The organism is Chengkuizengella marina (assembly GCF_009910845.1).
GTDB classification, from domain to species: domain Bacteria; phylum Bacillota; class Bacilli; order Paenibacillales; family KCTC-33759; genus Chengkuizengella; species Chengkuizengella marina.
Window position 1 is genome coordinate 132,509 of the sequence record NZ_SIJB01000029.1, and the last position, 26,589, is coordinate 159,097.

23 protein-coding genes and 1 other annotated feature are annotated in these 26,589 nt (G+C 35.1%); of the genes, 11 read left to right on the forward strand and 12 right to left on the reverse strand.

Annotated elements, in window-relative coordinates; genetic code table 11:
- Nucleotides 1-93 precede the first annotated feature (93 nt).
- The 3 genes from ERL59_RS14175 to ERL59_RS14185 all read left to right on the forward strand — a co-directional run bounded on the left by ERL59_RS14175 (nt 94) and on the right by ERL59_RS14185 (nt 3,376).
- Nucleotides 94-828 (forward strand): DUF4097 family beta strand repeat-containing protein, encoded by a 735-nt coding sequence (locus ERL59_RS14175; RefSeq protein ID WP_160646877.1) that lies wholly within the window; start codon nt 94-96, stop codon nt 826-828.
- Between the two features lie 252 nt (nt 829-1,080).
- Nucleotides 1,081-1,632, forward strand: a complete 552-nt coding sequence (locus tag ERL59_RS14180; protein WP_160646878.1) for a TVP38/TMEM64 family protein — start codon at nt 1,081-1,083, stop codon at nt 1,630-1,632.
- A gap of 219 nt (nt 1,633-1,851) precedes the next feature.
- Nucleotides 1,852-2,129: a binding site (T-box leader), on the forward strand.
- Nucleotides 2,130-2,284: 155 nt separating this feature from the next.
- Nucleotides 2,285-3,376 (forward strand): bifunctional 3-deoxy-7-phosphoheptulonate synthase/chorismate mutase, encoded by a 1,092-nt coding sequence (locus tag ERL59_RS14185; RefSeq protein WP_160646879.1) that lies wholly within the window; start codon nt 2,285-2,287, stop codon nt 3,374-3,376.
- Nucleotides 3,377-3,445: 69 nt separating this feature from the next.
- Here ERL59_RS14185 and ERL59_RS14190 read toward each other — a convergent pair whose 3' ends face one another.
- Genes ERL59_RS14190 through ERL59_RS14210 form a run of 5 tightly spaced genes read right to left on the reverse strand, consistent with a single transcriptional unit; the run spans nt 3,446 to nt 10,357 of the window.
- Nucleotides 3,446-3,865, reverse strand: a complete 420-nt coding sequence (locus ERL59_RS14190; RefSeq protein ID WP_160646880.1) for a hemerythrin domain-containing protein — start codon at nt 3,863-3,865, stop codon at nt 3,446-3,448.
- 34 nt (nt 3,866-3,899) lie between these two features.
- Nucleotides 3,900-4,610, reverse strand: a complete 711-nt coding sequence (narI, locus tag ERL59_RS14195; protein WP_160646881.1) for a respiratory nitrate reductase subunit gamma — start codon at nt 4,608-4,610, stop codon at nt 3,900-3,902.
- An 18-nt stretch (nt 4,611-4,628) separates the two neighbouring features.
- A complete protein-coding gene (gene narJ / locus ERL59_RS14200) occupies nt 4,629-5,159 on the reverse strand; it encodes a nitrate reductase molybdenum cofactor assembly chaperone (RefSeq protein WP_160646882.1) in 531 nt (176 codons plus the stop codon).
- Nucleotides 5,149-6,678, reverse strand: a complete 1,530-nt coding sequence (gene narH, locus ERL59_RS14205) for a nitrate reductase subunit beta (RefSeq protein ID WP_160646883.1) — start codon at nt 6,676-6,678, stop codon at nt 5,149-5,151. Before narH ends, narJ begins: the two co-directional genes overlap by 11 nt.
- The gene (locus tag ERL59_RS14210) at nt 6,668-10,357 is read right to left on the reverse strand and encodes a nitrate reductase subunit alpha (RefSeq protein WP_160646884.1); all 3,690 of its coding nucleotides are present in this window, start codon (nt 10,355-10,357) and stop codon (nt 6,668-6,670) included. The genes narH and ERL59_RS14210 overlap by 11 nt, the downstream gene beginning before the upstream one ends.
- A 289-nt stretch (nt 10,358-10,646) precedes the next feature.
- Between ERL59_RS14210 and ERL59_RS14215 the strand changes: the two genes are divergently transcribed.
- Nucleotides 10,647-11,153 (forward strand): undecaprenyl-diphosphatase, encoded by a 507-nt coding sequence (locus ERL59_RS14215; RefSeq protein ID WP_160646885.1) that lies wholly within the window; start codon nt 10,647-10,649, stop codon nt 11,151-11,153.
- Here ERL59_RS14215 and ERL59_RS14220 read toward each other — a convergent pair.
- The 5 genes from ERL59_RS14220 to ERL59_RS14240 form a co-directional block, all read right to left on the reverse strand.
- Entirely contained in the window at nt 11,143-11,310 is a 168-nt protein-coding gene (locus ERL59_RS14220) for a FeoB-associated Cys-rich membrane protein (protein ID WP_160646886.1), read from the reverse strand. The two genes, ERL59_RS14215 and ERL59_RS14220, sit on opposite strands and share 11 nt — an antisense overlap.
- 15 nt (nt 11,311-11,325) lie before the next feature.
- Nucleotides 11,326-13,329, reverse strand: a complete 2,004-nt coding sequence (feoB, locus tag ERL59_RS14225; protein ID WP_160646887.1) for a ferrous iron transport protein B — start codon at nt 13,327-13,329, stop codon at nt 11,326-11,328.
- Entirely contained in the window at nt 13,326-13,550 is a 225-nt protein-coding gene (locus ERL59_RS14230; protein WP_407925718.1) for a FeoA family protein, read from the reverse strand. Before ERL59_RS14230 ends, feoB begins: the two co-directional genes overlap by 4 nt.
- A 143-nt stretch (nt 13,551-13,693) precedes the next feature.
- Nucleotides 13,694-14,887, reverse strand: a complete 1,194-nt coding sequence (locus ERL59_RS14235; protein WP_160646889.1) for a nitrate/nitrite transporter — start codon at nt 14,885-14,887, stop codon at nt 13,694-13,696.
- 13 nt (nt 14,888-14,900) lie between these two features.
- A complete protein-coding gene (locus tag ERL59_RS14240) occupies nt 14,901-16,196 on the reverse strand; it encodes a NarK family nitrate/nitrite MFS transporter (protein ID WP_160646890.1) in 1,296 nt (431 codons plus the stop codon).
- A 235-nt stretch (nt 16,197-16,431) separates the two neighbouring features.
- Here ERL59_RS14240 and ERL59_RS14245 point away from each other — a divergent pair, with 235 nt between their 5' ends.
- The 7 genes from ERL59_RS14245 to ERL59_RS14275 all read left to right on the forward strand — a co-directional run bounded on the left by ERL59_RS14245 (nt 16,432) and on the right by ERL59_RS14275 (nt 24,128).
- Complete coding sequence (locus ERL59_RS14245) at nt 16,432-16,779, forward strand: hypothetical protein (protein WP_160646891.1); 348 nt, start codon at nt 16,432-16,434, stop codon at nt 16,777-16,779.
- Nucleotides 16,780-16,795: 16 nt separating this feature from the next.
- Nucleotides 16,796-17,341, forward strand: coding sequence for a GNAT family N-acetyltransferase (locus ERL59_RS14250; RefSeq protein ID WP_160646892.1), 546 nt, complete (start codon nt 16,796-16,798; stop codon nt 17,339-17,341).
- Between the two features lie 16 nt (nt 17,342-17,357).
- Nucleotides 17,358-17,525 (forward strand): hypothetical protein, encoded by a 168-nt coding sequence (locus ERL59_RS14255; RefSeq protein ID WP_160646893.1) that lies wholly within the window; start codon nt 17,358-17,360, stop codon nt 17,523-17,525.
- Nucleotides 17,526-17,562: 37 nt separating this feature from the next.
- The gene (locus ERL59_RS14260) at nt 17,563-18,078 is read left to right on the forward strand and encodes a GrpB family protein (protein WP_160646894.1); all 516 of its coding nucleotides are present in this window, start codon (nt 17,563-17,565) and stop codon (nt 18,076-18,078) included.
- 115 nt (nt 18,079-18,193) lie between these two features.
- Nucleotides 18,194-18,607: a GNAT family N-acetyltransferase gene (locus ERL59_RS14265; RefSeq protein ID WP_160646895.1), complete on the forward strand. Its 414-nt coding sequence runs from the start codon at nt 18,194-18,196 to the stop codon at nt 18,605-18,607.
- A 354-nt stretch (nt 18,608-18,961) separates the two neighbouring features.
- Nucleotides 18,962-22,540 carry a glycosyl hydrolase gene (locus ERL59_RS14270; RefSeq protein ID WP_160646896.1) on the forward strand — a complete coding sequence of 1,193 codons (3,579 nt, stop codon included), beginning with the start codon at nt 18,962-18,964 and terminating at the stop codon, nt 22,538-22,540.
- A 244-nt stretch (nt 22,541-22,784) separates the two neighbouring features.
- Complete coding sequence (locus ERL59_RS14275) at nt 22,785-24,128, forward strand: GH1 family beta-glucosidase (protein ID WP_160646897.1); 1,344 nt, start codon at nt 22,785-22,787, stop codon at nt 24,126-24,128.
- Between the two features lie 111 nt (nt 24,129-24,239).
- Here ERL59_RS14275 and ERL59_RS14280 read toward each other — a convergent pair whose 3' ends face one another.
- Nucleotides 24,240-25,592 (reverse strand): alanine/glycine:cation symporter family protein, encoded by a 1,353-nt coding sequence (locus ERL59_RS14280; RefSeq protein ID WP_160646898.1) that lies wholly within the window; start codon nt 25,590-25,592, stop codon nt 24,240-24,242.
- Nucleotides 25,593-25,702: 110 nt separating this feature from the next.
- Nucleotides 25,703-26,491, reverse strand: coding sequence for an AraC family transcriptional regulator (locus ERL59_RS14285; RefSeq protein ID WP_160646899.1), 789 nt, complete (start codon nt 26,489-26,491; stop codon nt 25,703-25,705).
- Nucleotides 26,492-26,589: the final 98 nt, after the last annotated feature.

The window sequence follows — 26,589 nt, forward strand, 5'->3', positions numbered from 1 at the left end:
ATTAAAATTGTTAATTTATTTCATAAATAGAAATAAATAAAATATAATTTGTATATGGAACTAATTTTATAATGATAGGTGGAAAAAAATGATATGAAAAAGATCATACTGTTATCAATTTTTATTATTGGGGTTATCGGTGTTGCAAATCTGTATTGGTTTTATCAAGGAGATTCAGAGCTTAATTTAGTAGATTTCGAAGTTAATAAATCACTCTCTGTTGCAAATGTTGATCATGTCCAAATTATTTCACCAGTAGGAACAGTTCAAATTGTTCAGTCTGAAGGAGATCAAATTCAGGTTAAAATGAAAGGAAAAACAACTAAAAAGACAGAAAATAATTATGAATTAGATATTCAGGAATCTGACGGTCAAGCCTCTATAGAGGTTAAAAAAACAAAAGGGAATTTATTTGACTTGTATACCGAATACGATTTAATCGTAAAAGTACCAGAAACAGAGTTTACACAATTTCAAGTACATACGGAGTCTGCCAGTGTTGAAATGAATAATGTATCATCTAATAAATATGTATTAAAAACAGTAACTGGAGATATGAATATAAATGTAGTTCAAGGATCTTTCGATATTAGGACAGACACAGGTGAAATCTTATTGGAATTAGAACAGATTATTGATGATATTGTTGGAAAATCGGTTACTGGTGATATTATAATAAAATCACAACAACCTCCCGAAGCATTACAAATTGATTTTGATACGGATACTGGAGAAGAAGTCATTAACATACCCAGTTATATAACAGGGAAAGGGCCTATCATTAAACTTTCGTCAAACACAGGTGATTTGGAATTAGTAAGTAAATAATAATTGTTCAGGTGTATAACGAACCAACCATTGTTGTTAAAATAATGGTTGGTTTTTTTTTATAAAAAAAATTGTACTTCTTTTACTTACTAATCTTTTAAATATATTAAATAAATGTTGTTATTTTAAAGTTTCTATTGTTTTTTTATAAAAGCTTCTTTGTAATCTTACTTGTTATTCGTTATAATAAGCTTCGTTGTGCTGAAGTATACTCACCTATATTGGCTATCCCCAGATAGGAAGGAAAGAGTTATGTTGCAATTTGAAACAGCAGCGGAATGGCTCCGTGACTTTGGCGTCTGGGCTGTTCTAATAAGTATTTTCATTAATATTGTCATTGGTATTGTTGGATTGTTGCCATCCCTTTTTTTGTCAGGTGCAAATGTGGTTGTTTTTGGTCCTCTTTATGGATTTTTTATATCGATTATTGGAGAAACATTTGGAGCAGGGGCAGCCTATTTAGTATATCGTTGGGGATTAAAAAAGTGGAAAGGGGATTCACTTTCTTGGAAATGGGTAAAGAAGTTGCAAGGAATCACTAGGAAGAAACAAGCGATTGTTTTATTATCAGCTAGGCTTGCACCAATGGTACCCTCAGGAGCTGCTACCTTTGGGGCTGCTGCTGCTCAAATGAGATTTTTAGATTTCTTGTTAGTGACCCTAATGGGTAAAGTACCTACCATATGGATTGAATCGATGATTGGGTATGATTTATTTTATATTCAAGAACGTTATGTAAATTTGATTATTACGTTAAGTATGATCTTAATCATTTATCTTGTATTAAAAACAAAGTATAAATGAAATGACTACAACCCATTTTTTAAATGATGATAGGACTATGATATTTTTATATGGGATAGATTATACTTTTAATTGTTAATCTTTTATAATAAAACATATCAAATTAACTATCAGTTTAAAGCTTTATTGCATTTTTGTATAAACGCTTCTAAATAAATAGTTGTAATCTTATTTATTATTCGTTATAATAAGCTTCAATTGTACAATCTAATATAAAGGCAAAAGACGTTGAAGGAAAGAGTAAGCGAAGGATACGCCATACAGGGAGGGCAAGTCACTGACTGAAAGCATGCCTTGGAAGTTGTCGCTGAAGTTCACTCTGGAGTCGAACTTTGAAAAGTGAAGCGGTCAAGACCCGGGTCGAATGTTTTTGAAAAATGACTGTTTCATGAAAATTAGTTACCGGTTTCTATACCGTTATCATGTTTAAGTGAAAAGCATAGATATGATTGATAATGCTTTTAATTAGGGTGGTACCGCGGTCTTTCGTCCCTTGAGGATGAAAAGGCTTTTTTTGTATTCTTAACTAAATGTTCAAAGAAATTAGAAGATGCATAAATTATATTTTTTTAAACGATATATTTAAATTGTGTCGAAAAGGGATGAAATATGTATTTTTGTGAAAATTTATATAAAATAAGGAGTGATAGAAATGTCTAATGTACAACTAGATCATTTAAGGGAAGAAATGGATAAAATTAATCAAGAACTATTAAAATCAATTTCTAAACGTGCTAATATCGCTAAAGAAATTGGTGACATTAAAGAGAAACAGGGAGTGCCTAAATTTGATCCAGTACGTGAAAATAAAATGTTGGAAAAGATCATTTCTTTAAATGATGGTCCATTTGAAGACGGGACGATTCGTCATTTGTTCAAGCAAATTTTTAAAGCTTCTTTAGACCTCCAATCTAAAGAACATAAAAAACATTTATTGGTGAGCAGAAAGAAACAAGCTGAGGATACTGTGATTGATCTTCCAGACGGTACTTTTATCGGTGGGAATGAATCCGTATTAATTGCTGGTCCATGTTCAGTAGAAAGTTATGAGCAGGTAAGAGAAGTAGGGGCTGCAATTAAAGGTGCAGGTGTACCTGTATTAAGAGGAGGAGCATTTAAGCCAAGAACTTCACCATATGATTTTCAAGGGTTAGGTGTAGAAGGTTTGGATATATTGAAAAGGGTAGGAGAGGAGTTTGGTTTAACTACAATAAGTGAGATTGTAGATCCTCGTCATATCGAAATGGCTTCTGATTATATTGATATTATACAGATCGGTGCTCGTAATATGCATAACTTTGAACTGCTGAAAGAAGCAGGAGAGTCCAACCTACCTGTCTTGCTTAAAAGAGGTTTGTCAGCTACGATGGAAGAATTTTTACATGCTGCAGAATATATTGTTTCTAGAGGAAATTCACAAGTCATGTTAATTGAACGAGGAATAAGAACTTATGAAAAATGGACTCGAAATACGTTGGATATTTCTGCAGTACCTATTTTGAAGCAAGAAAGCCACTTACCTGTATTAGTAGATGTCACTCACTCAGCAGGTCGAAAAGACATTTTACTTCCATGTGCGAAAGCGGCCTTAGCTGCCGGTGCAGACGGTGTGATGGTAGAAGTTCATCCTGATCCACCTACTGCTTTATCTGATTCACAACAACAACTGGATATTCCACAATTTCAAGATTTCTTTAATGAACTAAAAGCATCAGGATTATATAAATCAACAGTAAAGGCATAATTAAATACGGAGTTTAAATGAAAAGACAGGGGGATTTCCCTGTCTGTTTTTATGTAAGTGAAGTGATTTTCAGTGATCTGAAAGCAAGTATTGTTCTTCTTCACGATTATGTATTTGCATAAGAATCTGCATAGTTTTAAAACGGTCTATCACGTCCTCATGGGTTTCATCCCTAGGAAGAAGTTCTTTGATTTCTCCCAATAAAATTCGTAATAACTCGTGGTCACGTTTCAGCTTGTTTACTTTTTCCAATAATTCAGGCTTTTGATCCAACTTTTCTTGATAAAAACCTTCTTCTTCAGCATCAGCATGAGCGATAGCACGGGTTTCCCAATGCTCTGTAAGTTCATCAGTAACCATACGTGCTAGTTTGATTTGATTATTGTTATACAATTTTAAAAATTTCTCCATTAAATCTCTACCTTCAGTAATTACGCCATCGTGGATAGAGCGATGAGCATGCAATTTTTTCAATGAAGGACCTGACATAAGATCACCTTCTTTACAACTCTTAGTTACCTAGTTATTTTGATGTATTTTTTAAAGCTTTTTTAGGGTTCATTTTTCTGAAAACAACATATCTTCTTTTTAAATAGGTGAGTGGAATACTCCATATGTGTACTAATCGAGTAAATGGCCACATGGCAAATAGAACAAAGGCAGATAGAATATGTAACTTAAACCCAAGTGGTGCTGAGATCATAAGTTCAGGTAAAGGTCTAAATGAGAGAATACCCCGAAACCAAGGTCCAATGTTCTCCCTATAATCAAATGTCCCGCCTGTTGCTGTATATCCAATCGTATTGGTAAAACCAAGCAATACGACGACACCTAACATAATAAGAGCTATGAAATCACTCATACTGCTATTTTTATAAATTCGTTTAATTGAAACACGACGTAAAGTCAGAAGGAATCCCCCTACAACGACCATAATGCCTGCTGCTCCTCCAAACCATACAGCTCCAAAATGATACATTTCTTCAGTTACTCCGATTTGTTCATAGAAGCCTTTGGGAACAAGTACTCCAGCTACATGTCCAAAAAAGACAAAAATAATCCCCCAGTGAAATAATAAACTTCCCCATCTAAGAAACCTCTTTTCCAAGAATTCACTAGACTTTGCAGACCATCCAAACTGATCGGTATTATAACGGTAAATGTGTCCTACTACAAAGATGGTTAACATTAAGTAGGGGAAAATCAACCATAGGAATTGATCCAATAAACTCATTTGTTAGTACCTCACTTCCTAAGATGCTTTACTTTCTTTTATATAATTATCAATCGTAGATATGCAAATTTCTAATAGATCTAAATATGGACTATTACATTTTTTTAACTCAAGATGAAGAAGGTCGATTGCTTTTCTATGTATTTTAAATAACTTACTTGCATTTTCCCTTGGTGCTATGGATGCGAATTCTAACACGAGCGGAAGATAATCAGGTAACTCATCCTTTTCTAAAATGAATCCTGCATCTTCAAATTCTTGTTTTAATTTGACAAACGCAGGGCCTCGTTCACGATTATCTCCAAAAATAATATAGGTTAAATAAAGCGTTGTTTTTTCATTAAAATCAAAAACATTTACATACGTTTTCCATAGTTCATCCATTTCTTCGCTATTTACATAAGACAAGAATGCTAAAAATCGTTCTTTTATTTTAGGATTTTTCAGGTTTGAAATCTCCTCCATTAGTTCTTTATTATTTTTCCAATCATATTGAGGATATTGTAAAAGTATTGATATAAGTTTAAAAATTTTTTGATTATCTTCCATCCATCTCACTCCAGTACTTTTCGCCAAATTGATATTGCTCTTCTTTTTCACTGCCACAACTGCAATTCGAACAACCTTCACTAAAATCGTATCCAGCAGTTCCTTGTCCAAGAAACATATCTCCTGCTTCTTCACGATGTGATGATGGGATGACATATCGATCAGAATATTTAGCAATTGCTGATAACTCATACATTTCCTTTACTGTTTTTTCTGTAAGTCCGACTCTTTCCAAAAAGCTAATATCATTTTTCTTACCTATGTTTACGTTACGCATATAACTTCTCATGGCAACCATCTTTTTTAGAGCATTTTTGATAACCTCAGTGTCACCTGCTGCCAATAGATTTGCAAGATATTCAATCGGTATTCTTAATTGGTCAATCGTTGGGAAAATAACATTTGGATCAAGCACATCCATTTGTCCTTCAAAAGCTCCCATTATTGGGCTGAGTGGAGGAACATACCAAACCATAGGTAATGTACGATACTCTGGGTGTAATGGCAGTGCAATTTTCTGCTCAACAGCCATTTTATAAATTGGTGAGCGTTGTGCTGCTTCAATCCAATCTTCACTAATTCCGTCCTTTTTAGCTTGTTTGATGATTTCAGGATCATTTGGATCTAGGAAAATCTCTAATTGAGCTTCATAAATATCTTTATCATCTGGAACAGAAGCGGCAGCTTCCACACGGTCAGCATCGTACAAGACTAAACCTATATATCTAATTCGACCTACACATGTCTCTGAACAAATTGTTGATAAACCAGCTTCAATTCTAGGAAAACAAAATGTACATTTTTCAGCTTTTTGAGTTTTCCAATTGAAATATACTTTTTTATAGGGGCACCCTGTCATACAAAAACGCCAGCTACGACATGAATCTTGATCAACTAAAACAATCCCATCTTCATCTCGTTTGTAAATGGAACCGGAAGGACAAGATGAAACACAAGGTGGATTAATGCAATGCTCACAGATACGAGGTAGATACATCATAAAGGTTTGTTCAAACTCCATGCGTACCTGTTCTTCCATATTGATGACATTTGGATCTCTTAAACCTGTTTCATGAACGCCCGCAAGATCATCCTCCCAATTAGGTCCCCATTTAATATCCATATATTCACCCGTTAATTGAGATTTAGGTCTTGCCACTGGTTGGTGTTCCTGTTGTGGGCTATTGATTAATTTTTCATAATCGTAAGTCCACGGTTCATAATATTCATCAATAGGTGTCATATTGGGATTGTGGAAGATATTCAATAATTTGTTGGCACGACCACCTGCTTTTAATTCTAATTTTCCGTTTTTTAAAACCCAACCGCCTTTGTGAGTATCTTGATTTTCCCATTCTTTTGGATAACCAATGCCGGGTTTTGTCTCAACGTTATTCCACCACATATATTCAGCACCTGGACGATTGGTCCAAGTATTACTACAAGTCACACTACAAGTATGACAACCGATGCATTTATCTAAATTCATTACCATGCCAAACTGTGCTTTAATTTTCAAGCCAATCCACCTCATTTTCTTTCAGTTTCCTTATAATCACCTTCTCATCCCTTTGATTTCCAGTAGGGCCATAATAATTAAATCCATAACTTAATTGTGCGTATCCTCCAATCATTTGGGTTGGTTTTACATGGATTTTTGTTGGGCTATTAAAAGTACCTCCACGAAGTTTTGTTGTTGGAGAACCTGGCACATTGATGGTGCGATCTTGTACATGGTACATAAAAGCCACACCTCTAGGCAGTCGATGGCTGACAACGGAACGAGCAACAACAACTCCGTTGCGATTGTACATCTCTAACCATTCGTTGTCTTTAATCCCTACTTGTTTCGCATCTTCGTTATTCATCCACACATGAGGACCACCTCGAAATAAGGTAAGCATGGGCAGTGTATCTCCATATGTACTGTGATAGGACCATTTGAAATGAGGTGTTAAATAACGTAAGGTAATTTCTTTTCCATTTGTGTTTGGACGATGATCTGTTTCATAGAATGCAGCTTTTCTTAATGGGGGTTTGAATATTGGTAACTCTTCACCAAACTCAAACATCATTTCATGATCTAAATAAAAATGTTGTCTTCCTGTTAATGTACGCCAAGGAATCATTCGCTCAACATTTGTTGTAAATGGGGAGTAACGTCTATTTCCTGTTTCTGTTCCACTAAATACGGGAGAAGTAATCACTTTTCTTGGTTGAGCTGTAATTTCACTAAAAGACATATGTTCTTCTGCTCTTTCTTGCGCTAAATCCTGTAGTTTTAAGTTTGTTTTCTTTTCAAGAGCTTCCCATGCTTTCATTGCCAACGAGCCGTTTGTTGTACTGGATAAAGTTAAAATGGTTTCCGCTACATTTTTATCAGTAAAAAGACTAGGGTAATCTTCGTTATACTCATCTTCATCCACAGTACCATTAATGCCTTTTAATTTTTCGTATTCATCTTTTGCATCCCAGCTGATGCCTTTAGCGCCTATTGTATCTTTGATTTTAGAACCAAGTGCAATCATCTTTTTATACACAGTTGTATAATCTCTTTCTACAAGATGGAGTCTAGGTAAATTCACTCCTGGAATCGGCTCTATATTTTCTTTTTTCCAATCGGGAATATGACCAAATGGTTGTGAGATTTCATCAGGGGTATCGTGTAATAAAGGGGTAGCTACAACGTCTGTTTTTGGTTCATTTAAGTACTTTGCTGCTAACTCTGAGAATGTTTTAGCTAACTTTTTAAACGTATCCCAATCTGATCGGGTTTCCCATGGGGCCGCAATGGCAGGGTTAAATGGGTGAACAAAAGGATGCATGTCTGTACTGCTAATATCGTATTTTTCATACCATGTAGCAGCAGGCAGAACAATATCTGAGTATAATCCTGTGCCAGTCATTCGGAAATCAATATTCACTAACAGGTCTAACTTACCTTGTGGAGACTTTTCATCCCAGTGAACTTCACTTGTGCGTAGATCCGAATTTTCCTCACTTAAATTACCATGATGTGTTCCTAACAAATATTTAAGGAAATATTCATGACCTTTTGAAGAGCTTCCGAGTAAATTGGCTCTCCATACAAACATCGTTTTTGGAAAATTAGCGGGATTTTCGGGATTTTCAATTGCGAACTTTAACTTTCCTTCTTTTAGTTGATCTACTACATATTGAATGACCTGATCTTTAGATTTGCTCCCAGCTTCTTCAACTAAACCCAGGCTATTTCGATCAAATTGTGGATAGGAAGGAAGCCACCCTAATCGTGCCGCCAATATATTATAATCAGCATTATGCTGGTAACGTGGCTGTTTAATCAAAGGGGAAGTTAACTCACTAACAGGCGCTTCTTCATATCTCCATTGTTCCGTTGCAAAGTAGAAGAAAGAGGTTCCATTTTGCATACGGGGTGGACCGCCCCAATCTCTTGCAAAAGCGACAGATTGCCAACCTTCTAATGGACGTACTTTTTCCTGTCCAACATAATGAGCCCATCCTCCACCATTTACTCCTTGTGATCCAGTTAAAAGGACAAGGTTTAATACTGTACGGTAAATCGTGTCAGAGTGATACCAGTGGTTAATTCCAGATCCCATCACAATCATAGAGCGGCCCTTTGTATCAATCGCATTTTGAGCAAATTCTCTTGCGATTTGAGCGACTACTTTACGATCTACACCTGTAATAGCTTCTTGCCAAGCGGGTGTGAAAGGTTTAGGATCATCATAATTTTTTGGATAATCCCCAGGTAGATTGCGATCTACACCTGTATTAGCGAGTAATAAGTCAAAAACGGTAGTTACATAGAGGGTTTCATCTTTTTGTTGGATGGTTTTTACAGGGACGGATCGGTTTAAAATAGATTTATTTTCTTCATCGAAATAAGGAACAGACAGATTTACAATGTTATCTTCTTTTCCAAGCAGTGTTAAACAGGGTTCAACCTGATTTAAGTTTTGTTCTTCATCATTTAAATGTAGATTCCAAGTTCCTTTTCCTTCCCATCTGTGCCCTATGCTTCCGTTGGGAACAGCTAGTTGATTCGTTTTTTCATCAAAAACAACCGTTTTCCACTCCGCTTTATTCATAGGCATACCCAAATCGCTAGCTCTTAAAAAACGATCGGCAATAAACTGCCCATCATCCTGTTTCTTTAATTTGATTAAGTAGGGTAAATCAGTATATTTTTTAACATATTGCTTAAAATATTCGGTTTCATTGTCTACATAAAACTCTTTCAAAATGACATGAGTCATTGCCATCGCTAGTGCTCCATCCATACCAGGATTTACAGCCAACCAATTATCTGCAAACTTCACAAACTCGGCATAATCTGGACTCACAGCAACGACCTTCGCTCCTCGATAACGTGCTTCAACCATAAAGTGTGAATCAGGTGTTCTAGTTTGAGGTAAATTTGATCCCCATACTAATAAATACCCGGCATTATACCAATCAGAACTTTCAGGTACATCCGTTTGTTCACCCCAAATTTGAGGAGAAGCAGGGGGTAGGTCAGCGTACCAATCGTAAAAACTTAGCAATGGTGAACCTAATAAAGATAAAAAACGACTGCCTGCCGTATAACTAACCATAGACATGGCTGGAATAGGAGAAAATCCTAATATGCGATCTGGACCATATTTTTCAATCGTATGGATTAAAGATGCAGATATGATTGTGTTGACTTCATCCCAAGTAACTCTAACTAATCCACCTTTGCCTCGGGCTGCTTTATATGCCTTCGCTTTTTCAGGATTTTCAACAATACTTCTCCAAGCAGCTACAGGGTTATTTTGTTCTGTATCCAAAGCTGTTTTCCAAAGTTGTAAAAGTGTACTGCGAATATATGGATATTTCACTCGCAAAGGACTGTATGTATACCATGAAAAACTAGCACCTCTTGGACATCCTCTTGGTTCGTACTCTGGCATATCTGGACCTGTTGTAGGATAATCAGTTTGCTGTGTTTCCCATGTAATAATCCCATCCTTCACATGGATTTTCCAACTGCATGAGCCAGTACAATTCACACCATGAGTGGAGCGTACAACTTTATCATGCTGCCAACGTCTTCGATATACTTTTTCTGATTCTCGATCATAGGGAGAAAGCTCGCTATATTCATTAAGTTTTTGAGATCGACCAAAAAAACTTAGTTTTTTCATGAGAGGTGATATTTTTTTACTCATGGGTGCTCCTTTCGGGATATAAAGATTTTATTGTGTTCAAATATACCCTTTCCCATTCGAAGAGTCATCTTTTACTGTTATTTCCTGTTTGGGCATATTTATGCAAAGAAAAAACACGACGGGTTTCTTTTCGTGTTATGACTTGTACATTAAAAAAATTTTATGTTGTGGTCTATTTAAAACGACAATAATGAGGTTGATAAACGAGTCGTTTTTTAATGTTACATATTACATGTTTTTCACTTAGGGGGGAATAGTACAAATATCTAAAAAGTTAGGAGCACTTTTTATGGATCATAAAATGTCTAGGAATATAAAGGCAGGGAGTTATTCTCTAACTGATTTTATAATGATACTAATTTCAAATAAGGTTCGTTTTGTATTTATTTTTATTTTGGGTTTCATGTGGTTTCAACACCATTCCGATAAAAAAATGGTTAAAAAGGCTGTGAAATCTTTAACAGTTGCTTTAATGATGAATTTTTTAATTAAATTGTTTTATTATAAACCGCGACCGTTTATGAAACGTCGTGTTCGTATACTTATTCCTTCAAAGATGGATTCTTCATTTCCTAGTAAACACACCTTACTTGTGTTTGCCATATCTACTACCGTTTTTCTTTGCAAACGTGTCCTTGGATTAATTATGTTGGGACTATCAGTGTTAACGGGAATATCACGAATTTGGGTAGGGCATCATTACCCTTCTGATATTATTGGGAGTGCTGTTATTGGAAGCATAATAGGTATCGTAATTGAAAAAATGTCACGTTTCTCTAATTTTTTCAATAGATAGGAGTCTCCTTTTTTTCAAATTGATCACATTGAATTTGGCAAGTTTTGTTTAATTCACAGTTTGCACATTTCCCTTTTTTGCTCTTTTTAAAAAACTTAAAAAATGTCCAGCCAGCGTAGCCAAAAATAAAAGCAATGAAAACGTAATTTATAAACATCTCAGTCAACTCCTATCAGAATCCTATTAATTTCCCACCTTGATAAATCAAAAAGCTTAAAACATAAGCAATGAAAAAGCTAATGAAGACGGAAAAAGCCATCCATTTTTTAGAGTTTAATTCTTTTTGAATCACAACAACAGTAGCCAAACAAGGCACGTATAATAAAACAAAAACCATAAAACTAAATGCTGAAAGAGGGGTGAATTGTGTTGCCATAAAGGCTTGGAGGTTCGCTTCTGGTACAAAATATATAATACTCATCGTTGAAATGATGACTTCTTTCGCTAAAAAGCCTGTTAGTAGTCCTGCCCCTGCTTGCCAAGTGCCAAAGCCTAGTGGAGTAAATAGTGGAGCAATGATGCCACCTATCATGGCTAGAAAACTTTCATTCATAGGAACATCAAATCCAGAAGGTCCAGAATAAGACAGTAACCATATGAGAACAGATCCAGCAAAAATGATTGTCCCTGCTTTTCGTATAAATCCTTTCCCTTTATCCCAAGTACTTCTAAATAAGGTTCTTATTTGAGGTACACGGTAGGGGGGTAATTCAATGATAAAAACAGATGTTTCATTTTTTAATAATACTGAAGAAAAAATTCTAGCTAAAATAAGTGCAATTACAATACCTAGTACGTAAAGAGATAAAACGACAAATGCTTGATATTTGACAAAAAAAGCACCTACAAATAGAGCATAAACTGGTAATCTAGCAGAGCATGACATAAAAGGGGTTAATAAAGTCGTTAATAAGCGTTCTTTTGGTTGTTCAATTGTTCTTGCGGCCATGACACCAGGCACATTACATCCAAATCCAATAATCATGGGAATGAAGGCTTTTCCGTTTAATCCCACTTTTTCCATCAGTTTATCCATGACCATAGCAACACGTGCCATATAACCTGAATCTTCTAGTAATGAAATAGCAAAAAATAAAATAAAAATTTGCGGAACAAAAACAAGTACACCGCCGACACCCGCGATGATTCCATCTATAACAAGGGATTCCAAAAATGCCGAAGCTCCAATTAAACCTAGTAAAGCCATGATCCAGTTTGTTAACGGTCCAGATATAAAACCATCTAAAATATCTGCTAAAGGAAATCCAAGCCAATCAAACGTTAACATAAATGTGATGTACAATAAAGTCAGAAATATTGGAATGCCTAAAACTTTGTTTGTGACAATGTTGTCTAGTCGATCTGTAAATGTGGGTTTTGTAGTTTTTGTTTTTACAAGAATTTGTGAAGTGATTTTTTTTATATGTTGATGCCTTTTATTATGAATAAATTTAGTTAATGAGCTCAATGCTTCTGTTGTAATCAATTGTTTTTCAGTATCTAAATAAATTTCCTGTAAACAATTCTCGGGAATGAATGATTGAAGATATTTTTTCACCTGCTCATTACCTTCGAAATATTGTATGGCCAACCAGCGTTTTGAGATATTTAAATTGGATGGCAATAATTTTGATAATTCCTCTATTTTATTTTCAAGAATAGATCCATAATCTATTTTAAAAGATTCTATATTTTTACTAGTGTTAGAATCAAGACTGTTAAGTAATTCTTTACATCCTTTCCCACTACGAGCAACAATAGGGAAGATGGAAACACCAAGTAATTCTGATAGTTTCGTTTCATTTATCTTAATCCCACGCTGATTTGAAACATCTATCATATTTAAACCGATGATCATTGGTTTTGCGAACTCTAGCAACTGAATAGTTAAGTGTAAGTTTCTTTCTAGCTGAGAAGCATCAATGATATTTAATATTTTTGAAAATTTTTCGTTTAATAAGAATAAAGTAGCAACATCCTCATCACTTGAAAGGGGTTTTAATGAATAAATGCCTGGAAGATCAATTAGGTGATTTTTTTTGTCTCTAAGTAGACCGACCTTCTTTTCTACTGTAACCCCAGTCCAATTTCCTACATATTCATATGATCCTGTTAAATGATTAAATAATGATGTTTTACCTGTGTTTGGGTTTCCGAATAATGCAATCTCACTCATAACTGCTCCACTCGAATCCGAGAAGCTTCATTACGACGAATACTAATATTTTGACCATGAGATTCAAGAAATAAAGGTCCACCAAAAGGCATACTACGTTTAGTAACTACTTGGACACCTTCTATCATACCCATATGCATTAAACGTTGTTGTACAAGAATGTTCACTTTTGATAAGTCCGTTATGATAGCTGTATCACCTTGTTTGAGATCTGTAAGCACCAATTGTATCACTCCTAAAAACTTTTGGTAATGAAAATCATTCTCAATTAAATCGTATCAATGGGTAAATAGAATGTCAATCCATTCATGAGTGTTTTATTGTTACAAATCATTGAACATTGTTGATGTTAAAATAGTATAATTTAATGTTTAGGTTTTGATATTATGCCTTGTATAGATTTTTGCATATAAAACATAAATAAAATTGCGATCAAAATTGTAGCTGAAACCCACCAAAATCCATATGAATACGAACCAGTCCATTCTTTAAAACTTCCGAGAATGTTAGGGAGGAAGAAGCCACCTACCCCTCCAGCAGCACCAACAAAACCAGTGACAAGTCCAACTTCTTTGGGGAATTGAACAGGAATAACCTGGAATAATGCACCATTTGCTGTTCCTAGAAAAACTAATGTTAGAAATAACATTGTAAAAGAAATATATAAAGGTAGTAACATACCTACAATGAATAAAGTGATCATTGCTCCACCAAATAAAAATATAAGTAGTCGCAAACCACCGTATTTATCTGCTAATAAACCGCCAATAGGACGAACAAAACTGCCTGCAAATACACATATGGTAACAAAATCGCCTGCTGTGACTTTACTTACTCCATATTGATCATAAAAAAAGATCGTTAAATAACTCGTTAAACCAACAAATCCCCCAAAAGATAAGCTATAAAAAAAGCTGAATAACCATGTGTTTTTGTGTTTAATAACTTGTTTATATTCTGACATTTTTGTCGGTCTCACAGCAGCAGTGTTTTCTTTTGCAAACACTATGAAGACAATGAAAGCAATAATTAGTGGTATAAGTGCGATGCCAAATACACTGTGCCAACCATAAGCTTCTGCAATACGAGGGCCAAAAAGGGTAGCTAGTACTGTACCACTATTCCCAGCTCCAGCAATACCCATAGCCAAACCTTGATGTTCTTTTGGGTACCATCGACTTGCTAAAGGAAGTGCCACAGCAAAGCTAGCTCCAGCAATTCCTAGAAGAAATCCTAGGGCATAAATTTGCGGTAAATTATCTGCAAGTAACCATCCCCAAAATAGTGGGATCATCGTTAAAATCATGCCTATCATTCCAATGCGTTTTCCGCCAAATCTGTCTGCTAATAACCCCATGGGTATACGTAATAAAGCACCTCCTAAAACGGGAATTCCGACCATCATACCCTTCTGAAAATCAGTCAAACCCAAATCCTCAACAATAAATGTACCTGTTGGTCCTAGGATAACCCAGATCATAAAACTAATGTCGAAATACAAAAAGGAAGCAAGAAGGGTTGGGGTATGCCCAGTTTTAAAAAAGTTCTTAAGGCTCAAAGGTTAACATCTCCTAACATTTTACTTCTGCATTTTTTCTAGCATAGTAGTACCATGTGATGATCAAACTTATGGCATAATAGGCGATTAAAAAATATAAAGCCATATTAGCAGTGCCAGTATTATCAATGGACCATCCAAAAATTTTCGGAATGAAAAAAGCCCCATAAGCCGCTATTGCTGCCGTAAAACCAAGTACAGTTGCTGCTTCCTTTTCAGGAAAAATAAATGGAATCATACGAAATGTTGACCCATTTGCAATTCCCGTTGTGGTGAATAGGATTAAAAACATAATCAAGAACCCAATAAAGTTATTTATTGTTAAGAAATAAACAACACCTATTGTTGCAAGAACCATAATAATGATATCCCAAAATGTAACACGTGCTCCACCAAGTTTATCAGAAATCCATCCACCTAAAGGACGAACACCAGCACCTAATAATGGACCAATAAAAGCAAGATGAACTACATTGAGGTCTGCAAACTCTGATTTTATTAATAATGGAAATGCTGCTGAGTAACCAATAAACGACCCGAAACACATTGTATATAACCATGTCATAATCCAAGTATGTTTTCTTTTGAATATGACAAATTGATCGGAAATGGACTGTTTGGCAGAAGGGATGTTATCCATTCCGAATAATGCTGCAAAAGTTACTAACAAAATAGGAACGACCCATACATATGCTGCATTTTGAATCCATATCGATGAACCGTCATCTAAAGTTTGGCTTGTACCACCAAAAGCACCAAAAATACTTAAGGTAATCACAATCGGAGATGCAAACTGAACAACACTTACGCCAAGATTACCGATTCCTGCGTTAATGCCTAAAGCCGCACCCTTTGATTTTTTTGGGTAAAAGAAACTGATGTTTGCCATTGAAGATGAGAAATTACCACCACCAAATCCACAAAGAGCAGCTAATATAGCCATTGTAGCGAATGATGTATCAGGATTTTGTACTGCAATCCCAATTCCTACAGCAGGTATCAATAAGGAGGCTGTTGAAATCACTGTCCAGTTTCGACCTCCAAATATCCCGACTAAAAAAGTATAAAAAATACGTAAAGTAGCTCCAGTTAATCCAGGTAAGGCCGCTAATGTAAATAGTTCACTTTTAGAAAAATTAAAACCAACATCATTTAAACGAACAGCTACAACAGACCAAATTTGCCATACTACAAACGCCAAAAGTAGTGCTGGTACTGAAATCCATAAATTACGTCTAGCATGTTTTTTTCCTTCAGCTTCCCAAAACTGCTCATCCTCTGGATTCCAATTTGTTCCTATTCTTGCCATCTTTTTTTCTCCCTAAATATCAATTGATTATTAATTGATTAATTAACTTGTTTTACTTTCCCATTTACTTCCTGATTTTATTCATTGTGTTCTTAAATTATTGAATGTATAGATGGGATTTTGGGATATTTGTAAGTAAAAATAATGTTATAATATGGGTTAGATTTTATTGAAAATATATTAGCAAATATAATAATAGTTTGATAGACATCTAAATGAATGAGGTGAATTGATCATGGGATTAATTTATATCATAATTACGTTTTTATTCTTTTTCATACTTTATCTAGTTATCCAATCTGCAATCAATAACTCAGAACTAACTGAAGCCTTGAAACAGTTAAATCAAAAGCTAGAAAAGAGTGGGTTAATTCAAGAAGAAAGTCAGAAAGAAGAGGATGAGAATCTTGTAACTGTCAATTATGAAAACTGTCCTGGATGTGATGAAAAAATACTCTTAAATAAAGAAGAATGTTCTACTTGTGGAACTGTATTAAATAAAGAAAGCTGTCCGGCTTGTGGAGCTCAAGTTTTTCAGGATATAGAATGTAATTCATGTGGATTGAAATTACGAGATAATTAACGATTGGAGTGCGATCATGTTTAAACATATCATTGAAGATCATTTGGATATAAGAATATTAGAACTTCGACATGCTGAACAATTATTTGATCTAGTTAGTTGTAATCAGGATTATTTAGCTGAGTGGTTACCTTGGGTAAAAGGAAATAATACAATTGATCATACAAAAGGATTCATTGAAGCAGCCCTGCAAAAATTTGCAAATAATGATGGGATTGATTGCGGAGTTTTTTTCAATGATCGGATTGCAGGTTGCATTAGTTTACATAGACTAGACTGGTTAAATAAAAAAACCTCTATAGGTTATTGGTTAGATGAATCATTACAAGGAAAAGGTATTATGACAAAAGCTTGTCGAGCTATGATAAATTATTCTTTTCATGATTTACAATTAAATCGTATAGAGATACGTGCAGGAGTAAACAATTTGAAGAGCAGGACTATACCTGAAAGACTTGGTTTTGATTTAGAAGGTACGATTCGTAAAGCTGAATGGGTTAATAATCGCTATATTCATCATGTTGTATATGGGTTGTTGAAAGAAGATTGGAAAAATGAATAAGTTAGGGTGAATTCAAATGAATGTTTTTGTTTTTGTACTAATTCTAGCGGGATTTACTGTAGGTTTGATAGTAATTTTGGAACATGTTGTGCGTACGGCAGTGGATACATCAAAAACGGCAGCTGATTTGAAAGAAATCAAACGTATGCTAAAATCATTCAAGGAATCACAGGTAGAAGAATGACTATTAAATATTAATTTTGAAATAATGGGAGGGAGTCATGAGGATAATTAAAGTAGTTCCTTATCAAGATGAATGGATAAACAAGTTTCAAGAAGAGGCGTTGAAAATAAAAGAAATTTTCGGAGATCAATTGTTAGAAATTCATCATATAGGCAGCACCTCTGTACCTGGTTTAAAAGCCAAACCGATTATTGATATCATCCCAGTAGTTAAAAATATTGACGAGATAGACTTATTCAATGAAGAAATGGAAGCGTTTGGTTATGAAGTAAGAGGAGAGTTAGGTATACCAGGCCGCAGATATTTTCCTAAAGGTGGAGAAAATCGATCACATCATGTGCATGTATTTCAAATAGGGGATGAAAATATAAAGCGTCATTTAGCTTTTCGAGATTACTTAATAGCTTACCCTGGGGTAGCTAAAGAATATGCAGACTTAAAAGAGATTCTAGCAAGTAAATTTGAAAATCATCCAGAAAGTTACTGGGAGGGAAAAGAGAATTTTATTAAAGAAACAGAAATGAAGGCACTTAACTTTTATAGCAAAAACTAACGTTATTTAAGAAATAAAAGGATTACAGTTTAATATTTTTAACATCCAATTAAAAATCATAGATCAACTTCTGTAGTTGCCTAATTCGATAAAAATTTTAGGGGAGAACAATGATATGATAAATGTAAAAAATCAATTAGACCAGTCTGAAATTATAGAATTACTTGCGATGTGTACTTTTTCTGATTCAAATCGGTTAGAAGAAATAGTTCAAAATTATAAAAACGAAGATGATTATAAAATTTATGGCTTCGAAAAGGAAGGCATGGTCGTAGGAATCATAGGATTCCAAATGAATGGAAACCAGATGGAGATAAAACATATCGCTGTTTCACCAGAACAACGATATAAAGGAATAGGAAGTTTAATGATCAATGCAATGATGAACATAATAAAACCTATTCAAGTCGTATCCGAAACGGATGATGATGCAGTAGATTTTTATCGCAGCAGTGGTTTTACAGTTTATAGCATAGATGAAAAATATCCAGGAGTTGAGAGATATCGTTGTGTATTTGAGGTAGAGTGAAGAGAAATACCGAGTTTTTTCATATTCTACTGTTTAACATTTTCCTCCTAATTTGTAAATAAACCCTACGCAAAAGTACTTTAAAAAGAGCATCATTTTCACATACAGTCACTTTTTTACAATCCCATCCATATTTACACTGCAATACCATGAGTTTTCATTGGATCAACTAGTAATGTTTGTTACCATTAGAGTGGGAATGGAAACAGGGGGCGATTTTATAGTTTAATGAAATCGAATTCAATTTTTATATGCACCAAATAACTTTGGGGATTTCTCAAAGTATATTCTTGAGATTTCATAAGATCTTTCCGTAACAAAAAAATATTACATCATGAAAGGAAATATTATTCTATGAAGAAATTACTTTCAATTTTTTTAGCTATGACATTATTGATTTCCATTATTCCAGTTTCACAAACGGACGCATTTGTAGGGGAAGTTTCTTTAGGAGCAGGGAGTTATTCAATTGTAAAACCTGCTGGAGTATCTGATGTACAATCTCAAATCTATAAAACTTCTAATATTACTGGAGCAATGCCTACAAATGATTGGTGGAGCTCAACAGCATGGGAGCAATATGCACAACCACAATATCCACATCCTTTGGCAGTAAGCAATGAAGAGAATGGATTACGCATCTATAACCCTAGTCTTCATATTAGTGGAGAGGGCGGTTTCGTAAAGGGTTGGATTAACGATATAGATGATTTTGTTTTAGGACATACTGGAACAAGCACTTTTCAAGATACTAGAGTAGATGATTTCAACGATTGGTTTGTAACAAATGAATCTAGAAATGGTTCTTCTGTATTATCCGTTACATATGGTCATGGATCACCGTATGTATTTGCTGAATATGAAGGTGGAAATCCACAGCTTTCCTTTCCTTCTACAGCACCTAATGTATGGTATGGAGATGCAAATAGCAATGTATTAGGAATCACGACCGAAAAAGGCAGCCATTATGCATTGTTTGGATCTTCAGGATCTACTTGGTCAGGAATTGGATCAACAACATTAACTAATAACTTAAACGGAAAAAATTATTTTACAGTAGCAGTATTGCCAGACAACTCTGTACAAACATTGGAAAAGTTTAAAGAGTATGCTTACTCTTATGTAACGGATACTAGAGTAGACTGGTCTTATGATGAAGCCACAAGTAATGTAAAAACGACGTATACATTTGAAACAACAGTAAAAGAAGAGTCTAAACAAGGAACCATTTTTGCATTATACCCTCACCAATGGAAAAATTCAGACACACCTCTATTATCTTATACTTATGATTCTGTACGCGGTACGATGAAGGTGGCTGAGGGAAGTTCATTTACGACAAATATGGCTTTTAATGGGGTATTACCATCCCTTCCTGATTTGGGAACTTATGATAAAAACACACTGGCTGGATATATTAATGAAGCACAAAATGAAGTAAACTCTGCAAAAGATACGTATTGGTATGGAAAAGAATTAGGAAAATTAGCTACGCTAGCACCTATTGCTGAACAAGTTGGAGATATGGAAGCAGCAGAACAATTCCGCAACGATATCAAGGTAGGATTAGAGGATTGGTTTACTGCAGATAATAGTGGTGATTTAGACACTGAATGGGTATTTTATTTAAATCAAAACTGGGGAACTTTACTAGGTTATCCAGATAGTTTTGGTAGTGTTGAAGAAATGAATGACCACCATTTTCACTATGGATATTTTATCAAAGCAGCAGCTGAGATTGCTCGTGTAGATCAAAATTGGTCAAGTGATGGGAATTGGGGTTCTATGGTTGAACTTTTAATTAAAGATATCGCGAACTGGGATCGAAATGATGATACCTTCCCATTCCTTAGAAATTTTGATATGTATGCAGGACATTCATGGGCTTCTGGTCACGCAAAATTCTTTGATGGCAATAACAATGAGTCTTCTTCTGAAGCGATGAATGCTTGGGCAGGAATTATTCTTTGGGGTGAAGCAACAGGCAATAAGGAGCTTCGTGACTTAGGAATTTATCTGTATACAACAGAAATGAATGCTATTAATGAATATTGGTTTGATGTAACTGGTGAGAATTATGATGAAGGATTTACAAAAGCAACTGCAAGTATGGTTTGGGGAGGAAAAACCGTTGGTGATGCTGTTTGGTGGACAGGTAACGCTGAAGAAGTCCACGGTATTAACTGGCTTCCAATCACAGGGGCATCATTATATCTAACCCAATACCCTGAATACACAAAACTGAATTATGATGCTTTAGTGTCTGAGAATGGCGGTACCAATTGGGATGTTTGGGAAGATTTAATTTGGATGTACCGTGCGATCGAAAATCCAGAGGATGCAATCAACCAATATAACGCAAGAGAAAATGTTTATACACCAGAAGGTGGAAATTCAAAAGCAAATACGTATCACTGGATTCACAACTTGAACGCTGTAGGTACACAGGATGTGTCTATTACAGCAGATTATCCTATATATGCAGTATTCAAAAAAGATAATCAATTAACTTATGTAGCATATAATATGACAGGTCAAACAAGAGACGTAACGTTTTCAGATGGTACTGTAATTACAGTTGAACCTTACCAATTTAATATCGGGAATGGTGAGGCAGCTCCAATCGATCCAACGGAACCAACAGATCCAGTTGACCCAGAAGAACCAACTGAACCTACTGATCCAACGGAACCAACGGAACCTGGAAGTGGAGAAACAGGTAATGTAATCACAGAAGAAAACTATTCAATTGAAATTGATGAAAATGGAACAGATGTTAAATTGACAATTACTCCATCTGAAACTTCAAGTTTTGTTGATATTCACTACACAGTTGATAATGGTGCCCAGCAAAACGTAAGAGCAATAAACGAAAATGGAACTTGGACTCACACGATTTATGGATTAAATGAAGGCAATGAAATTCAATTTTCATACACGTATACATTAGGAACACCAGCTTATGATACACCTTGGTATAGTTATACTGTAGGATCTGCTCCTAATGGTGGGGAAACACCATCTCCAGAGCCTGAACCAGACACAGAAGCGCCTTCAGTACCAGTATTAAGTTCATCTAATGTTACTGAAACAACGATTGATTTATCTTGGACTGCTTCTACAGATAATGAAACTTTAAAAGGGTACAAAGTATTCCGCGATAGAATTGAAGTACAAACTACGACAGCTAATAGCTATCAGGATAGTGGTTTATCAGCAGGAACAACCTATCATTATACAGTGCGTGCTTATGATGAAGCAGGAAACATTTCTGATGAAAGTAATGAGGTAACTGTAACCACGAAGCAGCCTCCTGTGAATTCTAGTGATATTGTAGAAGAAGACTATACAGTAAGCTTGAGTGAAAATGGTACGGAGTTGACATTGTCATTCACTCCAGTTACTGCTTCAAATTTTGTAGACTTACACTTTAAAGTAGACAATGGTGTACAGCAAAATGTGAGAGCACAAAACAATAATGGGGTATGGAAATATACGATTAAAGGTTTAAATGAAGGAAGTCAGGTTAGCTTTTCATATACGTATACAAAAGGAACACCTGCCTATAGTTCACCTTGGTATGATTATACTGTAGGATCTCCATCTGGTGGTGAAGAGCCTACTGAACCAACAGAGCCAGCTGTTCCTGATAATGAAATTATTTCTGGGGCAGATTATACTATTTCTATTGAAAAATTAAATTCAGATCAAGCTGTATTCAAGTTTGTACCAACATCTGATTCTGGCTTTGCAGATATACATTACACAATTGATAATGGTGTGCAGCAAAATGTAAGAACAGTTCATAAAAATGGCACTTGGGAATACACGATATCAGGACTTCAAGCCGGGAGTATGATTAACTTCTTCTATACGTACAATAAAGGTCAACTTGCTTACGATACACCAAAATATGAGTATATTTTTAATTAATTGATTCATCGCTATTTATTGTATTAGAAATAATGAAAACTGCGAGAAAGTCTCTCAAGGCTCTCGCAGTTTTTTATTGTAGTAATCCCAAAATAGCATAAATGAAAACCTAATATGGTGATATCATTCCTACTTAATATTCATTATAATGAAGTTCAGATTTGCAATTTAGTTTAAAGTATATGAAAATGAACTTGATATTTTCGTTTGCTCAAATACCAGAATTATTTAATGAGGTGAAATAATGACAATATTACAATTCCCAAAAGATTTTAAATGGGGGACTGCAACAGCAGCTTACCAAATCGAAGGTGCATATGATAAAGACGGAAGAGGAATGTCAATCTGGGATACGTTTTCTCGAATTCCTGGTAAAGTATTTGAGGGAGACAACGGAGATGTAGCTTGTGATAGTTATCATCGTTATGAAGAAGATATACAATTAATGAAACAATTAGGAATCACAGTGTATCGATTTTCTGTATCCTGGCCTAGAATTTTTCCAAATGGAACTGGTGAAATCAATTCAAAAGGTTTAGCGTATTATCATAATTTTGTAGATAAATTATTAGAAAATGGTATAGAACCGTATTGTACATTATATCATTGGGATCTGCCTCAAGCTTTGCAAGATGATGGTGGTTGGGAGAATCGTGAGACCATTGATGCGTTTGTAAATTATGCGGAGGTAATGTTTAAAGAATTTGCAGGTAAAATTAAAAACTGGATGACTTTTAATGAGATGTGGTGCAGTGCTTTCTTGTCCAACTATTATGGCAATCATGCTCCAGGTAAAAAAAATATACAAATAGCAGTGGATGTTGCCCATCATTTATTGGTTGCACATGGGAAAACGATCAGCAAGTATAGAGAGCTTGGGATAGACGGTCAAATTGGATATGCACCCAACGTGATTTGGAATGAACCTTATAGCAACAAGCAAGAAGATATTGATACTGCTAATAGAGGCAGGGCTTGGTATGTTGAATGGTTTATGGACCCTGTGTTTAAGGGAAGTTATCCGCAATTTATGGTGGATTGGTTTGAGCAAAAAGGCGTGAAGATGAAAGTTCTACCTGGAGATATGGAAGCTATCCATCAACCTATTGATTTTCTAGGCATTAATTATTATACAGGTGGAGTCGTAAAATATAAGGAAGGCTCTGATATATTAGACAATGAAGGAATTAATGTCGGTCGTGATAAAACAGATATTGGTTGGGACATTTATCCTGAAGGATTGTATTATGTTTTAAAATTCATTACAGATCGGTATGGACAAGTCCCTATTTATATTACTGAAAATGGGGCATGTTATAATGATGAGCCTAAAGATGGTACTGTAAATGATGAGGGTAGAACTTTATTTTTGAAAAAACATATCCTACAACTTCATCGGTCTATTGAGTCTGGTGTGAATGTAAAAGGATACATGTGCTGGTCTATGATGGATAATTTCGAGTGGGCATACGGTTATAGCATGCGTTTTGGACTAGTCCATGTGAATTATCGAACGCAAGAGAGAACACCAAAAGAAAGTTACTATTGGTATCAAAAGTTAATTAAAAACAACTATTTGAATATTTAAGAATAATAGAAAAGAGGGCTGTCTCATAAAAATGAAAGAGACAGCCCTATGTCGTTCATCGATAAAAACATCAATCCCAGTCTTTTACTCTATATATGACTTTTGAAAAACCTATGTTTGATTGCTCAATTTCTTTTCTTTTTCCTCTTTTAATACTTCCAAGAATTTTTTCGTTTCATAAACGACTACACCTGATAATCCAAGTAATCCAATTAAGTTAGGTATCGCCATCAACCCATTCATTATATCTGCAATGCCCCAAACCGTTTCTAAAGTCAATACAGCACCAATTCCAGCTGATAGGACAAACAATGCACGATATAAATACTTCATAGCAGGATGATTAATCAAGTATGTAAAACACTTCTCTCCGTAATAAGACCATCCTATAATCGTAGAAAAGGCAAAGAAAACTAAACCAATAGAGACAATATAAGATCCTGATGAACCTAAGAACAATTCAAATGTGCTTGTGGTTAATTCTGACCCTTCTAAATTCCCTGTGTATAAGTCCCCCATAACAAGGGCGATTCCTGTAATTGAACAAATGATAATAGTATCGATAAATACTTGTGTCATTGAAACAAGGGCTTGACGACCTGGATAGTCCGTTTTAGCTGCGGCTGCAGCAATAGGAGCGGAACCTAAACCAGCTTCATTGGAAAATACACCTCGTGCAACCCCCCAGCGAATGACAGCACCAAGTGCGCCCCCTGCAACTGCTTGCCCCGTAAAGGCATCTGTGAAAATAAGAGCAATTGCATTTGGAACTAATTCAGCATTTAATATAAGGATGATTAAACCAGCACCCACATAAAATAGTGCCATAATTGGAACGAAGAAGGCTGTAACTCTTCCTATGATTTTGATGCCTCCAATAATAACTAAACCAGTCAACAAGGCTAATATAGGTCCTGTAGCAAGAGGTGGAACAGAAAAAGTAGACTCTAGTGCACCAGCTACTGAATTAGATTGAACCATATTCCCAATGCCAAAAGCAGCAACTGCCCCAAATAGTGCAAAAAGGATGGCAAGCCATTTTTGCTTTAAACCTTTTTCAAGGTAATACATAGGTCCACCTGACATTTCTCCGTCTGCATTCTTTACACGATATTTTACAGCTAAAATGGCTTCAGCATATTTTGTTGCCATTCCAAATAAGGCGGTCATCCACATCCAAAAAACAGCACCAGGTCCACCTAACATTACTGCTGTTGCTACTCCGACAATGTTCCCTGTCCCAACCGTTGCAGCAAGTGCAGTCATAAGTGCCTGAAAGTGAGATATATCTCCTTCAGATTTTTTGTCTTGGTTTCTAGTAAAAGCAAGTTTTAGAGAGTATGGCAATAATCTTAGCTGCAAAAGTCCAAGACGAAAGGTTAAATATATTCCAGTTCCAACAAGTAATACAAGAAGTGGTGGTCCCCAGACAAAATTTGAAATTTCACTAATTAAATTTTCCATGATTCCTTTTACCTCCTCTTAAAAAAGCTTGTATTAAAATTCTTACTTAATAGTTATTAGAGGCAGGGAGGATTTAGAATTAGAAAAACTTATAATCTCTAGTTATCTATTTACTTTAGTGTCGAAGGATTAAACCCTTTATATTTCTTGAATTGTTTACTGAAAAAATAAATATCTTCATATCCGAGTGCAGTAGCTACTTCAGTTACATTCATCCCTGTGTAATAAAGTAAATACTGCGCTCGTTCAATTCTTGATTCAATCATATATTCTCGAAACGATTTTCCAATCAATTCTTTAAATTTTAAGGAAAAATATCTTGGAGAGATTTGAGCTCTATTTGCTAATTCCTCTAATGTAAACCACTCGCTTGGATGCTCATGAATGTAATTGGCAACTTCATAAATAGACTCCTTTAGATGATGTTGTTTTTGTTGAACATCATTTCCAGAATCTTGATCAGATCGTAAAAGATGGATCATTAACTGTTTTAAAATGAGTTGAGCTTCTTGCATGGCATACTCCTCCTCATTCAACATTAGTCTTACATAAGAAGATAAAATAGTTTGAAAATCCAAAGTGTTTTTTATTACTCGATATCTAACTGGTATTTGATCAGGTTTTTTCTTTATTGAAAAGTGAATATAAGTAATGGTTAATGGGTTTTGTGGATCATGTGTTGCACTTGTAAAGTCTCCTGGTCGAAACAAAAAACATGAGCCTTTAGAAACTTGAAATGTTTGATCATTCACAACAACTTCACCCTGACCATCCCAGACATAAAAAAGGTCATAATGGGGAAGAGGTACATCTCGTTTTATCCATTTCCACTCTGGTTCACATGTGATTTTTGCAAAATATCTAGTGACTACAAATGAGTTTACATTAATATGTAACATATTTAAATTCCACCCTTATTGAAAATAATGAAAAGGACAAACATAGTTTTTTCACACTTTAATAATTTATAAAATAGATTAATGTGTAAAGTATAAGG

Bases quoted from the DNA above. Each gene is read 5' to 3' on its own strand.
- ERL59_RS14275 (WP_160646897.1), top strand. From the start codon at position 22,785: ATGACAATATTACAATTCCCAAAAGATTTTAAATGGGGGACTGCAACA.
- ERL59_RS14175 (WP_160646877.1), top strand. From the start codon at position 94: ATGAAAAAGATCATACTGTTATCAATTTTTATTATTGGGGTTATCGGT.
- ERL59_RS14215 (WP_160646885.1), top strand. From the start codon at position 10,647: ATGGATCATAAAATGTCTAGGAATATAAAGGCAGGGAGTTATTCTCTA.
- ERL59_RS14180 (WP_160646878.1), top strand. From the start codon at position 1,081: ATGTTGCAATTTGAAACAGCAGCGGAATGGCTCCGTGACTTTGGCGTC.
- feoB (WP_160646887.1), bottom strand. From the start codon at position 13,329: ATGAGTGAGATTGCATTATTCGGAAACCCAAACACAGGTAAAACATCA.
- ERL59_RS14185 (WP_160646879.1), top strand. From the start codon at position 2,285: ATGTCTAATGTACAACTAGATCATTTAAGGGAAGAAATGGATAAAATT.
- narI (WP_160646881.1), bottom strand. From the start codon at position 4,610: ATGAGTTTATTGGATCAATTCCTATGGTTGATTTTCCCCTACTTAATG.
- ERL59_RS14285 (WP_160646899.1), bottom strand. From the start codon at position 26,491: ATGTTACATATTAATGTAAACTCATTTGTAGTCACTAGATATTTTGCA.
- ERL59_RS14270 (WP_160646896.1), top strand. From the start codon at position 18,962: ATGAAGAAATTACTTTCAATTTTTTTAGCTATGACATTATTGATTTCC.
- ERL59_RS14265 (WP_160646895.1), top strand. From the start codon at position 18,194: ATGATAAATGTAAAAAATCAATTAGACCAGTCTGAAATTATAGAATTA.
- ERL59_RS14210 (WP_160646884.1), bottom strand. From the start codon at position 10,357: ATGAGTAAAAAAATATCACCTCTCATGAAAAAACTAAGTTTTTTTGGT.
- ERL59_RS14260 (WP_160646894.1), top strand. From the start codon at position 17,563: ATGAGGATAATTAAAGTAGTTCCTTATCAAGATGAATGGATAAACAAG.
- ERL59_RS14245 (WP_160646891.1), top strand. From the start codon at position 16,432: ATGGGATTAATTTATATCATAATTACGTTTTTATTCTTTTTCATACTT.
- ERL59_RS14220 (WP_160646886.1), bottom strand. From the start codon at position 11,310: ATGTTTATAAATTACGTTTTCATTGCTTTTATTTTTGGCTACGCTGGC.
- ERL59_RS14190 (WP_160646880.1), bottom strand. From the start codon at position 3,865: ATGTCAGGTCCTTCATTGAAAAAATTGCATGCTCATCGCTCTATCCAC.
- ERL59_RS14250 (WP_160646892.1), top strand. From the start codon at position 16,796: ATGTTTAAACATATCATTGAAGATCATTTGGATATAAGAATATTAGAA.
- ERL59_RS14280 (WP_160646898.1), bottom strand. From the start codon at position 25,592: ATGGAAAATTTAATTAGTGAAATTTCAAATTTTGTCTGGGGACCACCA.
- narJ (WP_160646882.1), bottom strand. From the start codon at position 5,159: ATGGAAGATAATCAAAAAATTTTTAAACTTATATCAATACTTTTACAA.
- ERL59_RS14255 (WP_160646893.1), top strand. From the start codon at position 17,358: ATGAATGTTTTTGTTTTTGTACTAATTCTAGCGGGATTTACTGTAGGT.
- ERL59_RS14240 (WP_160646890.1), bottom strand. From the start codon at position 16,196: ATGGCAAGAATAGGAACAAATTGGAATCCAGAGGATGAGCAGTTTTGG.